Genomic DNA, 12,024 nt, shown 5'->3' on the forward strand with positions numbered 1-12,024 from the left:
TTTTCGCATAGTGAAAAGAAGCCTACGCGACGACATGCCGTTGACCGCTGCCTTCATCGACAAGCTGCGCGAGGCGTTCGGGCGCGAGGTTGTCGACCAGCAGATCAGGCGCGGGATGCACGGAAGTGACACGTTTTACGCAAAAGAAAACGGGATCGAGGTTGGCACCATGCCTCGGCGACGGGAGGAAACAACAAAATGAAGATCAGCGTGGACATTCGCGGCATTGATGCCGTCAAGGCACACGTCGCCGGCCTCGGTGGCCAGGTAGCCTATGCCGCGAGCCGGGCGTTGAACGCGACAGCGACCAAAGTGGTCGAGGCCATGCCGGCCGAGATCGAGCGCGCCATCGACCGGCCGGTGCCATTCACCAAGCGCGGCGTGGCGATCCTCGGCGCCGGCGCGCGCAAGGACCGGCTTGCGGTAACGGTTGGTTTCCGCCGGGCGCAGGCGAAGTACATGGCTTATCAGATCGAGGGCGGCACGCGCAACCCTGGCCTCGCTGGCCTCAAGCTGCCGGCGACGATCAACCTCAACGAATTCGGCAACATCCCGAAGGGCATCATCGGCAAGATGGTCGCCGTCGCCCGCAAGGAACGCAAGCTGACCAAGGTGCAGTCGCGCCGGGTCAAGGTCAGCCGCAATGTGGAACTATTCTACGGCGACCCGACCGACCAGGGCGGCCGCAAATTGCCGCGCGGGATTTACAAGGCGGTTCCCGGACGACTGATTCCGCTCGTCGTGTTCCCAGTCCAGACAGCTCGTTACCGGCCGATCTTCGACTTTCCGGCCAAGGCTGCCGCCATTGTCGCCCGCGCCTGGGACAAGGAATTTTCCGCCGCCCTGGCCGACGCACTGAGGACGGCACGATGACCGCCGTCAACTACGAACACGTCCTCGACCAGCTCACCGGCCACGGCCTGTTGCCGGCGACGGTCAAGGGCGAGCGGGGCGGGTATTACGACGGCGGGCTGGTGGTCGATTCCGCTGCGCCGGTGCGCTGCAACACCGATGACGACGCCCGCGAGCAGCGCGGCTGGTATTGGCTGTCGACCATCGACCTGCCCGACCACGCCGGCAAGCTCGAACGCTGCATCATCGGCGCCTTCGGCATCTGGCACGGCAACGACGACGGCAAGACCGCGCTCAAGCTCGACCGCACCGGCCGCCCGGCGCTCACCGCCGATGAAACCGCCGCCATCAAGCAGCGCCAGGCCGACCAGGCCAAGCGCGCCAAGGCCCTGCGCGCCGCAGAAGCGAAGAAGGCCGCCGACCAGGCCGACGCCGAGTGGCGCCGGTTCTCGACCACGCCGGCCGTCGAATCCTCCTACCTCAAGCGCAAGGGCGTCGCCGGTCATGGCCTGCGCTACTCGCCGGACGGCGACGACACGCTGGCCGTCCCCATGCTGCGCGACGGTCGCCTCGTCGGCCTGCAACTCATTCGCGGCAAGGATCGCGGCAGCAAGCTGGAAAAGCAATACTGGCCGGCCGGCATGGACAAAGGTCGGCGCCTGCCACCTGATCGGCGGCACCCCGCGCGGCCTGGTGCTGGTCGCCGAGGGCTACGCCACCGCCGCCTCGCTGCATGAAGCCACCGGCCTGCCGGTCGCCGTCGCCTTCGATGCCGGATCTCTCAAGCCCGTGGTCGCCGACCTCGCCAAAAAATACCGCTGCAACGTCCTGATCTGCGCCGACGACGACTTCGCCAGCGCCGGCAATCCCGGCGTCGAGGCCGCCCGCCTGGCCGCCGCCGCCCACGGCGCGCAATACCTCGTCCCGCTTTTCACTGAAGAACGCAAAGAAAAGAAGGACGGCACCGATTTCAACGACCTCCACCTGAAGGAAGGGCTGCACGTCGTCCGCGAACAGGTCGAAGCCCGCCTCCTGGCATTGGGTTGGCAGTCCGCGCCCGCGCGGGCGGCGCCTGCCGGGGGGCAGGGGGAAGCGCCCGCCAAGGATAATCTGATCTCGCTACTGTCGGTCGGCGAGGCGTGCGAACGCTTCGCCCTGATCTACGGCGGCAAGGGGACGCTGTTCGATCACCAGGAGCATTTACTGGTCCCGAAATCCGATGTCCTCGACATCATCCCCGACCACGGCTGGCGTGAATGGAAGCTGCGCGACGACCGCCAGGTGGTGCGCCTGTCCGAAGTCGGCTTCGACCCGGCCGGCACCGACCCGGCCATCCGCTGCAACCTGTGGGGTGGCTGGCCGACCGAGCCGAAAGAGGGCGACTGCACGCAACTGTTGCTGCTGCTGCGCCTGCTCATGTCCAACGAAAGCAACAACCCGGACCTCTACACCTGGGTGCTGCGCTGGCTGGCCTATCCGATCCAGCACCCCGGCGCCAAGATGCGCACCGCGCTCATCTTCCACGGCCTGCAAGGCACCGGCAAAAACCTGTTCTTTGAAACCATCATGGCCATCTATGGCGAATACGGCCGCATCATCGACCAGGCCGCCATCGAGAGCCAGTTCAACGACTGGGCCTCGCGCAAGCTGTTCATGATCGCCGACGAAGTCGTCGCCCGGCAGGAGCTTTACCACGTCAAGAACAAGCTCAAGAGCTTCGTTACCGGCGAGTGGATACGCATCAACCCGAAGACAGTGGCCGCCCACGACGAAAAGAACCATTGCAACATCGTCTATCTATCCAACGAAACCCAGCCGCTGCCCATCGACCCGGACGACCGCCGCCACTTCGTCATCTGGACCCCAATGAAACTGGAAGAAGAAAGCTACCACGCCGTCCGTGACGAGCTGAAGGCCGGCGGCGGCGCCGCGCTCCACCATTACCTGCTCAAACTCGACCTTGGCGACTTCGACGAACACACCAAGCCGCCGATGACGCAGGCCAAGGCCGACCTGATCGCCGTCAGCAGCGGCAACGCCCAGCGCTTCATCGTCGAATGGCTGGGCGGCGACATCTACTTCCACGGCAAGCGCCTGCCCGTCTGTCCCTGCGGATCGTCCGACCTCTACACCGCCTACACCCGCTGGTGCCGCGACAACGGCGTGCGCAACCCGCGCGAATCAAACCAGTTCATCTCGGAAATCGCCAAGCTGCCCGGCTGGTGGCGTGGCCTCAAGGATCGCCTGGACAACCTGCACGACGACCGCAGCAAAGTCCGCTGGCGCTTCATCATCCCCAGCGCCGACGTCCTCAACGCCGCGGCGAAGCTCGGGCCGGACTCCGATCACCGCAAAAAGGAAGGCGACACCGACGCCAAATGGCTGGGCGGCTGTTTTTTCGCCTTCCGCGATGTGCTGAGCGACCACCCATGAGCGAACAGCGAACACCGTCCGAACACCGGCGCGAACGGCCTCAAACCCTTGCCAATAGGGCAAGCGAACAGGCGTACACCATAACGCGCACGTATGCGCGAAAACGTGAACTCTCTCACCATCACCCCATCGCGCGCACAAATTGCTCCCGTGTACGTGAATGTGGTGTACGCCTGTTCGCTTGCCCTGTTCATGCGGGTTCACGGGTGTTCGTGATGGTGTACGCCCGGTGTACGCCGTTCGCATCGCGCGCGCCCTCCCTCCTTTCGTTGCCTGAAAGAACAAAACAATGAACAACAAGCAAATCGCCGCCATCGGACTCGATGCCGACTTCGCCGGAATCTTCAAACACATGGACGAGACCAGCGCCTGGATCTCTGCTGGTCGATTTACTGGTGGCGAAGACAAAGCCGTCCAAGCGCAGCAAGCCGAAGCTTTACGCCGCCTTTGAACGCGCCGAGGCGGCATACGTCGCTGCGTTCAATCAGCCGCTTTGCCCGTTTTGACCATGACCGAGGAAACCCCGCTGCCGGCCGTCATGAGCAAAAGCGCCTTCGCCGCCCGGCTGAACCGCGCCCCGTCCTACGTCACCAAGCTGAAGGACACCGGGCGCCTGGTCATGGCCGCCGACGGAAAGCGCGTCGACGTCGACGCCAGCCTGCGCCTGATCGACCAGACCGCCGGCAGCCGGGACGATGTAGCGGAACGCTGGCAAGCGGCCCGCGTCGCGCAAACGCAGCAAGGCGCGAGCGGAGATATGCCCGCACCTGAAAAAACGCCACAGCGCGCCACCACGCAAGCCGAAACCGCCGAAAAAATTGGCTACAGCCGCCAGGCCGCGCGCGCGGTCATAGATAAATACGCGGCCATGACCGCCAAGATCGAATACGAAAAGCTGATCGGCGAGCTGGAAGCCACCGAAAACGTGCACCTCGACCTGCGCAGCTTCGGCGCCGCGCTGCGCTCGGCAATGGACGTATTCCCGGATCAGGTCACGCCGCTGGTCGCGCCGACGCTCGACATGCACGAAGTCCACGAAATCCTTACCCAGAATTGCAACGACGTCCTACGCCGCGTCGCCGACGAAATCCTGAAGCTGCGCCACATCAACCCGCTGGAAGGCACCGAATGAACATCGAACACCTGGCGCTCGACGCCCTGATACCCTACGCCCGCAACAGCCGCACCCACTCCGACGAACAGGTCGCGCAGGTCGCCGCCTCGATCCGCGAATTTGGCTTCACCAACCCGGTGCTGATCGACGGCGACGGCGGCATCATCGCCGGCCACGGCCGCGTCATGGCCGCGCGCAAGCTGGGCCTGGCCGACGTGCCGTGCATCCGCCTGGCGCACCTCACAGAAACGCAAAAGCGCGCATACGTCATCGCCGACAATAAGCTCGCATTAAACGCCGGCTGGGATGAAAAAATGCTCGCTCAAGAAATGATCGAATTGCGCGATGTCGGCTTCGACATAGATTTGCTCGGCTTTGTCGATGATGAAATCGACGACCTACTTTTTGTTCCGGTTGAGGGCAAAACAGAGCCAGACGATGTGCCGCCACCGAAGCCGCCGCCGATCACGCAGCCCGGCGACGTCTGGATAATGGGAAAGCATCGACTAATGTGTGGCGATAGCACCGACCTAGATATGGTTTCCACATTGATGAACGGGCAGCGCGCTGATGTATGTCTGACAGACCCGCCCTATGGACTCGACGGCCACGCTACCGCTAAAAACGACTATGACCAATTCAAAGACACCAAAGACAACGTCGCAGACATGGCGTGCAAATGGCTTCCTATTGCGCGCAACGTCGCCGATGCGGTTGTTTTTTCCTGTGGCGTCACCCGCCAATGGATTTATCCCGAGCCAGATTGGGTCTTATGCTGGTTTTATGGCGCTGGCCAAGCGCGCAGCGCGTGGGGTTTTAATTGCTGGCAGCCATTTCTCTGCTATGGCAAAGACCCCGCACTTGCAAGCGGAAACGGCTGCCGACCTGACGCCGTTAACGCAAACACGCCCGCAAACGCTGCCGAACTTGACCACCCGTGCCCGAAGCCTGTCGCTGTATGGGTTTGGTTCATCAGCCGCCTTTCGTTCAAGCTGAACGCTTTGTTTTACGATCCGTTCAGCGGGAGCGGTACTACATTCATCGCTGCTGAGCAGACAGGCCGCCGCTGCTACGCGATGGAAATGTCGCAAGACTATTGCGACGTCGCCGTCCGCCGCTGGCAAATTTACCGGCAAGCGGGCCGTGCACGCCGACACCGGCCAGCCGTTCGACGATATAGCTGCGGTCAACGCCAAAAAATGAACGAAAACGCCCAGCGCAATCGCCGCCTTGAGGTGCTGGCCGCCGCCGTCGCCCCGCGCCGCACGCTCACCGTGTCGCAGTGGGCCGACGACCACCGCGTCCTATCCGGCAAGCAGGCCGGCGAGCGCGGGCGCTGGCGGACGGCGCGCAATCCGATCCTGCGCGAGATCATGGACTGCCTGTCGGCCAGCTCGCGCGTCACCGACATCTGGGTCATGAAGTCCTCGCAGGTCGGCGTCACCGAGGCCACCGTCAATTTCCTCGGCTACACCTTCGACCACGCCCCGGCGCCGGTCATGGTGCTGATGCCGACGCTCGACAGCCGCGACGCCTGGAAGGCGCAGAAGCTCAACCCGCTGTTGCAGGAAACCCCGGTCATCCGCGACCTGCTCGGCGGCCAGCGCTCGCGCGATGCCGCAAACTCCAAAGACCTGATCGACTTCCCCGGCGGCGTGCTGTTCCTCGCCGGCGGCAACTCGCCAAACTCCTACGCCCAGCGCAGCGTCCGCTACCTGATCATGGACGACCTCGACCGCTTCCCCGGCGAAGTCGGCGAAGAAGGCGACCCGGTATCGCTGGCCAAAGGCCGCACCAAAGCCTTCGCCCGCGCCAAGCGGCTGTTCATCTCGACGCCCACCGTCAAGGGCGAAAGCCTGATCGAGCGCGGCCACGCCGAATCCGACCAGCGCCGCTACTTCGTCCCCTGCCCGAGCTGCGGCGAATACCAGGCGCTCGAATGGGGCGGCCCGGAATCGACGCACGGCATCAAGTGGCGCGGCGAAGGCGAACGCCTCGAAGCCTATTACGTCTGCGCCCATTGCCACGGCGAAATCTACGAACACCACAAGCCGGCCATCCTCGCCGCCGGCCGCTGGATCGCCGCCCACCCCGAGCGCAGCACGCGCGGCTACCATATCAGCGCCCTCTACGCGCCCATCGGCCTCGGCCCGAGCTGGCGCGACCTGGCGCTCGAATGGCGCACCGCCGTCAAGTCGCCCGGCACCCTGCGCACCTTCATCAACACCCACCTCGGCGAAGTGTGGGAGGAACAGGGCGACCACGTCGAGCCGACCGGCCTGCTCGCCCGCCTCGAAAACTACGAAGAAAAGCCGCGCGGCCTGGCGCGCACCGCCGGCGTCGACGTGCAGAAAGACCGCCTCGAAGTCACCGTCGTCGATTGGGCCGCCGGCGAAGAAGCGTGGACGATGGACCACCTCATCGTCCCCGGCGACACCGCCCAGCCAGAAGTCTGGGAACGCCTCGCCGAAGAACTCGGCCATTGGGCGCCCGACGCCGTCGCCGTCGATTCCGGCTACAACACCAGCATGGTCTATGCCTTCGTCGAAAAACGCCGCTGGGCGCTCGCCGTCAAGGGCCGCGCCGGTCCCGGCGTCCCCATCGTCGAGGACGAAAAGTCACGCCGCCAACGCCTGCGCCGCCAGCGCAAGAAAGGCATCATGGTCCATCTGGTCGGCGACGACCAGGCCAAGGCCCTGATCTACTCCCGCCTCAAGATCGCCACGCCCGGCCCCGGCCTACATCCACTTTCCGGCCGACCCGAGCTTCGACGACGAATACTTCGCCCAGCTCACCGCCGAAAAACTCGTCACCAAGATGCGCGGCACCCGGCCCTACGCCGAATGGCAGCAAACCCGCCCGCGCAACGAAGCCCTCGACTGCTGGAAATACGCCCTCGCCGCGCTGCGCCTGTCCGGCATCGACCTGTCGGCGCGCGCCATTGCGCTCGCCAACCCGCAACAAGAACCCGCCCGCCCAGCAATCCGCCGCCTCGGCCGCGTCGGATCGCTCAACCGTTGAAGGAGATTCAAATGAACAAAACCAATGACCGTTTTAAAGAAATCAATGTTTTTTTGGACGAAGACATTGAAGTAATTTATCAACTCCTAATAAACGTGCTTGATACAGCAGAAAGAGCTTCGTCAGTTCTTGCCGGTTTTAATCTAGTCAGGCCATCGGATATTGACCGCGTTTTAAGGTCATCAAGAAAAATGGCGTTGTCTTTCGACAACGTAGTGCAAAAGGCCAAGAAAAACAGGGGAAATTAGCCATGATCTACCTGGACATCATCACCAGCCTCGAACGCGCGCTCGGCACCTCGCTCGACCCGGCGCAGCGCACATCGGTCGTCTATTCGCTGGCGGCCGACCTCGGCGGCGAACGCCACTACATGCCATCGCTGCCCAAGCACCGGCGCCAGATCAGCGTCGTCAGCTTCGACGCCGGCGCCCAAAGCCTCAAGCAGTTTTCAGAAACCAGCGGCGTGCCGTACCGCACGCTCAAGCGCCTGCGCAACGGGAAATAAACATGGGATCACTCCTTCGCTTCAAGCTCGACGACTTCCTGAGCAACTACCACCTGCAAACCTTCATCGAAACCGGCACCGCGCGCGGCGATTCGCTCGACTACGCCGCCCAGCGCCCGGAGTTTTCGCACCTGTTGAGCTGCGAAATCGAACCGCTGCTCGCCGCCGGCGCCTGCTGCCGCTTCAACGAAGACGCGCGGATCAGCGTCGTCCGCATGGAATCCGGCCTTTTCATGCAGATGGTCGCCCGCGCCGACCTCGCGCCCGCCTTCATCTGGCTCGATGCCCACTACCCAGGCGCCGGCTTCGGCCTCAAGGACTACGGCGCCGCCATGCCGGAAACCGTGCGCCTGCCGCTCGGCCGCGAACTCGCCCAGATACGCCAGCACCGCCAGGGCCGCGACGTCATCCTGATCGACGACCTGCGCATCTACGAAACCGGCGACTACGAAGCCGGCCCGCTGCCGGAAGACGCACCCGGCCAGCCCACCGAAGGCGGCGCCGACTGGATACGCGCCCTGTTCGCCGACACCCACGAAGCCCGAACAATCCTGCGCGACCAGGGATATTTGCTGCTGTTGCCGAAGCCTTCCGCCTGATGGGGCCACTTTTTGCCTTAACTCGCCGCCCGAAAAACGGCATCCTCGCCCGTAACCAACGCGAGGACTGCCGTGGCTGTTGACATCCCCGAAAACGAGCCGGACACCCTACGCGCCGGTGATACATGGAAGTGGACGCGCACGCTCGCCGATTATCCGGCCAGCGCGTGGACGCTTAAATATCGCTTCAAATCGGCCGCCGGCGGCTTCGAGATCACCGCCACCGCCTCCGGCGACAGCTACGCGATCACCGTCGCCGCGTCCACCTCGGCCGCCTATGCGTCCGGCCTCTATACCTGGATCGCCTGGGTCGAAGGCGGCACCAGCGAGAAATACACGGTCGACACCGGCCATCTCACGGTCAATCCGGACTACCGCACCGGCACCGCCACCACCGCGCTCGACGACCGCAGCCACGCCCGCAAGACGCTGGCCGCCATCGAAACGTGGATCGAATCGCGCAACCCCGGCGTCAGTGAATACGAAATCGCTGGGAGGAGGATGAAATACATCCCGATAACCGACCTGCTCAAGATGCGCGCCCACTACAAGACGGAGGTCGCCGCCGAAGACGCCGCCGAAGCCATCCGCAACGGCACCGGCACCGGCCGAAGGATTCAATTCCGCATATGAGCAAACTCACCGAACGCATGGGCGCCGCCTGGCGCGCGCTCACCGGCCGCCGCGACCCGTTCGCCGCCACCTACGGCAGCGGCTCGGCCGGCGGTTTCGCCGGCGGCGCCGTCAATCGCCTGACATCGAGCCTCGCCAACTGGTCCGGCTCGGTCAATGCCGACCTCGACATGGCCCTGCCCATCCTGCGCGCCCGCGCCCGCCACCTGGCGCAGAACAACGAACACGGCAAACGCTTCCTGTCGCTGGTCGCCACCAACGTCGTCGGCCGCGCCAACCCGCGCCTGCAAGTCCGCGCGCTCAAGGATTTGCGCAACCCGGACGCCACCACCCAGCTCGACAAGGCCGCCAACGACACCGTCGAAATCCATTGGGAACGCTGGGGCAAGTCCTGCGACCTGTCCGGCCGCCACAAAACCTTCTATTCGCTGTTGCGCACCGCCGTCAAGGGCGTGGCGCGCGACGGCGAGGCCCTGATCCGCGTCGTCCGCGACCGCCGCCTGCCCTACGGCATCGCGCTGCAACTGCTCGAAGCCGACCGCCTCGACGAAACCATGAACGTGCGCCTCGACAACGGCCACACCGTCCGCCAGGGCGTCGAGATCGACAGCGCCCTGCGCCCGGTCGCCTACTACATCAAGAGCAACCACCCGGGCGACAACTACGCGCTGGCCAGCAACACCACCGAGCGCGTCCCGGCCACCGACATCTACCACCTGTTCACGCCCGAGCGCGCCGAGCAGGTGCGCGGCGTCACCTGGCTGCACGCCATCATCATGCGCGGCAGCATCATCCACAACTTCGAGGAAGCCGCCGTCGTTGCCGCCCAGATCGGAGCCAGCAAGATCGCCGCGCTCGAACGCGCCGACGATGCGCCGGACGCCATCGGCGGCATGACCGACGGCCTCAGTGGCGGCCTGCCGCAGATCAAGGTCGAAGCCGGCGAAATGTTCGAGCTGCCGCCCGGCTACAAGCTCAACTCGTGGAACCCGGAATACCCGCACGCCAATTTCGAGTCATTCCTCAAGTCGTGCCTGCGCGGCCTCGCTGCCGGCCTCGATGTCGCCGCCCACAACCTGACCGGCGACATGAACGAAGTCAACTACAGCAGCGCCCGCATTGCCGAGCTTTCCGAGCGCGAAACGTGGATGGTGCTGCAAGACTGGCTGATCACCTCGTTCGTCCAGCCGCTCTACGAAGAATGGCTCGCCGTGTCGCTGCTTTCCGGCGCCATCACCTTCGAGGTCAGCGGCAAGGCCATTCCCGCCGAACGCTACGACAAATTCCGCAACGCTAGCCGCTTCCAAGGCAAACGCTGGCAGTGGGTCGACCCGCTCAAGGAAGCCGAAGCCAACAGCCGCCTGCTGGAAACCGGCCTGACCAGCCGCACCCGCCTCGCCGCCGAGCAGGGCGACGAATTCGAGGACATCCTAGACGAGCTGGCGCAGGAAAAGCTCATGATGGAAAAGGCCGGCCTCTCCGCGCCGGCCCCGGTCGCCGTCACCGACCCCGAGGAAGCGCCCGAAGTCGTCGCCGCCAAGGCGCTCGCCGCCGGCCAGGTACGCTGCGCCGAGATCAACCGCGACGCCGCCGAGATCATGAAGCCTGACCCGGTGCCGGCCATCCCGCCGATCTCGCTGCACATGCAGCAGGACGAAGTCACCCGCGAGCTGGCGCGCAGCACTGAGGCGACCGTCGCCGCCGTCAATCAACTTGCCAGGGAAGTCGCCGACATGAAGATCATCGTCAACGTTCCGGAACAGCGCGAGGCCGTCGTCAATGTCGCGGCTCCCATCGTCAACGTCGCCGCGCCGGAAGTCACCGTCGAAGTCGAAGCCATCATGCCGGAAGTTCAGCGCATCGAAATCACCGGCATGCCGATCCGCAAGACCACCACCGAAATCCTGCGCGACCAGGCCGGCGACATCGCCACCAGCGTGCAAGTTGAAACCGACGCCTAAAGGAGAAACACATGGCAAACGCACTCTATCCCAAGTGGAAAGAACAACTCATGCAAGGCACCGCCGCTGCCCTGCTCACCGGCACCGGCACCACGGGCGTCTATGCCTGCCTGTACGATGTCGGCGCGGGTGGGGCTTACAACTCGGCGCATGAGTTCTTTTCCTCGGTTGTCGCCGGCCAGGTCGGTACCGAAGTCGAACTAAGCGCAGGCAAGACTTACACCACTGGCATCTTCGATTCGTCGACCGACCCGACCTTCACCTCTGTCACGGGTGCAACTTGCGAGGCGATCATCATCTTCGTCAAGACAGGCGGCGCGAACACGACGTGGCGACTGGTGGCTTACCTCGACACCAACGTGACCAACCTGCCCGTTACCCCGAACGGCGGCAACATCTCCGTGACCTGGAACGCTTCCGGCATCTTCGGGCTTTGACATGCTGAACGATACCCAACTCGTCACCCTGCGCGCCGCAATCGACGCCGATCCTGTCCTTGTCCAGGCAATATCTGCTGGCAGCATCAATGTCGTTGTGAATGCGTTCAACGCGCTCGCCTCGCCCGCCTTCCGCGTGTGGCGCAGCGATGTTCGGCAGAGCGAAATCGCTTCCGCCTTCGTCTGGACTGAAATCGACGCCCTGACCAACGGCAAGGCACGCATCTGGGAATGGATGCGCCTGAGTGAAACCCTCGACTGCGGCGTCGCCAATATCCGCCAGGGCTTGAACGACGCCTTCGCTTCTGCAAACAGCACCAGGGCGGCTGTGTTGTCGGTCATCAAGCGCGACGCAAGGCGCGGAGAAAAACTGTACGCCACCGGAACCGGCTCGCAAGGTTCTCCCGGAACGCTTGTGTTCATCGGGCAGATAACCGACAGCGATGTGGAAAAGGCAATGAGGCTATGA

13 protein-coding genes are annotated in these 12,024 nt (G+C 64.1%); all 13 read left to right on the top strand.

The genetic code is table 11. The features are described 5' to 3' along the window. The first annotated feature begins 7 nt into the window (after positions 1–7). The 13 genes from IPM06_21930 to IPM06_21990 all read left to right on the top strand — a co-directional run bounded on the left by IPM06_21930 (position 8) and on the right by IPM06_21990 (position 12,024). Positions 8–202, top strand: coding sequence for a hypothetical protein (locus IPM06_21930; protein ID MBK8773068.1), 195 nt, complete (start codon positions 8–10; stop codon positions 200–202). Then, entirely contained in the window at positions 199–873 is a 675-nt protein-coding gene (locus tag IPM06_21935; GenBank protein MBK8773069.1) for a hypothetical protein, read from the top strand. Before IPM06_21930 ends, IPM06_21935 begins: the two co-directional genes overlap by 4 nt. Next, positions 870–1,589 (top strand): hypothetical protein, encoded by a 720-nt coding sequence (locus IPM06_21940; protein ID MBK8773070.1) that lies wholly within the window; start codon positions 870–872, stop codon positions 1,587–1,589. Before IPM06_21935 ends, IPM06_21940 begins: the two co-directional genes overlap by 4 nt. Further along, positions 1,546–3,285, top strand: coding sequence for a toprim domain-containing protein (locus tag IPM06_21945; protein MBK8773071.1), 1,740 nt, complete (start codon positions 1,546–1,548; stop codon positions 3,283–3,285). The genes IPM06_21940 and IPM06_21945 overlap by 44 nt, the downstream gene beginning before the upstream one ends. 289 nt (positions 3,286–3,574) lie before the next feature. Beyond that, positions 3,575–3,736, top strand: coding sequence for a hypothetical protein (locus IPM06_21950; protein ID MBK8773072.1), 162 nt, complete (start codon positions 3,575–3,577; stop codon positions 3,734–3,736). Positions 3,737–3,793: 57 nt separating this feature from the next. Further along, positions 3,794–4,417: a hypothetical protein gene (locus IPM06_21955; protein ID MBK8773073.1), complete on the top strand. Its 624-nt coding sequence runs from the start codon at positions 3,794–3,796 to the stop codon at positions 4,415–4,417. Beyond that, positions 4,414–7,668: a phage terminase large subunit family protein gene (locus tag IPM06_21960; protein MBK8773074.1), complete on the top strand. Its 3,255-nt coding sequence runs from the start codon at positions 4,414–4,416 to the stop codon at positions 7,666–7,668. The genes IPM06_21955 and IPM06_21960 overlap by 4 nt, the downstream gene beginning before the upstream one ends. A 2-nt stretch (positions 7,669–7,670) precedes the next feature. Continuing rightward, the gene (locus IPM06_21965; protein ID MBK8773075.1) at positions 7,671–7,925 is read left to right on the top strand and encodes a hypothetical protein; all 255 of its coding nucleotides are present in this window, start codon (positions 7,671–7,673) and stop codon (positions 7,923–7,925) included. A 2-nt stretch (positions 7,926–7,927) separates the two neighbouring features. Further along, positions 7,928–8,524: a hypothetical protein gene (locus IPM06_21970; GenBank protein MBK8773076.1), complete on the top strand. Its 597-nt coding sequence runs from the start codon at positions 7,928–7,930 to the stop codon at positions 8,522–8,524. 72 nt (positions 8,525–8,596) lie between these two features. Beyond that, complete coding sequence (locus IPM06_21975) at positions 8,597–9,157, top strand: hypothetical protein (protein ID MBK8773077.1); 561 nt, start codon at positions 8,597–8,599, stop codon at positions 9,155–9,157. Further along, the gene (locus IPM06_21980; GenBank protein MBK8773078.1) at positions 9,154–11,118 is read left to right on the top strand and encodes a phage portal protein; all 1,965 of its coding nucleotides are present in this window, start codon (positions 9,154–9,156) and stop codon (positions 11,116–11,118) included. Before IPM06_21975 ends, IPM06_21980 begins: the two co-directional genes overlap by 4 nt. 11 nt (positions 11,119–11,129) lie before the next feature. After that, on the top strand, positions 11,130–11,555 hold the full coding sequence (locus IPM06_21985) for a hypothetical protein (GenBank protein ID MBK8773079.1): 426 nt from the start codon (positions 11,130–11,132) through the stop codon (positions 11,553–11,555). A 1-nt stretch (position 11,556) separates the two neighbouring features. Further along, positions 11,557–12,024: a hypothetical protein gene (locus IPM06_21990; GenBank protein ID MBK8773080.1), complete on the top strand. Its 468-nt coding sequence runs from the start codon at positions 11,557–11,559 to the stop codon at positions 12,022–12,024.

The organism is Hyphomicrobiales bacterium, assembly GCA_016710435.1.
GTDB lineage: Bacteria > Pseudomonadota > Alphaproteobacteria > Rhizobiales > Aestuariivirgaceae > Aestuariivirga.

Coding starts and splice junctions, on each gene's coding strand:
- IPM06_21935 (MBK8773069.1), top strand. CDS start 199: ATGAAGATCAGCGTGGACATTCGCGGCATTGATGCCGTCAAGGCACAC.
- IPM06_21940 (MBK8773070.1), top strand. CDS start 870: ATGACCGCCGTCAACTACGAACACGTCCTCGACCAGCTCACCGGCCAC.
- IPM06_21950 (MBK8773072.1), top strand. CDS start 3,575: ATGAACAACAAGCAAATCGCCGCCATCGGACTCGATGCCGACTTCGCC.
- IPM06_21955 (MBK8773073.1), top strand. CDS start 3,794: ATGACCGAGGAAACCCCGCTGCCGGCCGTCATGAGCAAAAGCGCCTTC.
- IPM06_21960 (MBK8773074.1), top strand. CDS start 4,414: ATGAACATCGAACACCTGGCGCTCGACGCCCTGATACCCTACGCCCGC.
- IPM06_21965 (MBK8773075.1), top strand. CDS start 7,671: ATGATCTACCTGGACATCATCACCAGCCTCGAACGCGCGCTCGGCACC.
- IPM06_21970 (MBK8773076.1), top strand. CDS start 7,928: ATGGGATCACTCCTTCGCTTCAAGCTCGACGACTTCCTGAGCAACTAC.
- IPM06_21980 (MBK8773078.1), top strand. CDS start 9,154: ATGAGCAAACTCACCGAACGCATGGGCGCCGCCTGGCGCGCGCTCACC.
- IPM06_21985 (MBK8773079.1), top strand. CDS start 11,130: ATGGCAAACGCACTCTATCCCAAGTGGAAAGAACAACTCATGCAAGGC.
- IPM06_21990 (MBK8773080.1), top strand. CDS start 11,557: ATGCTGAACGATACCCAACTCGTCACCCTGCGCGCCGCAATCGACGCC.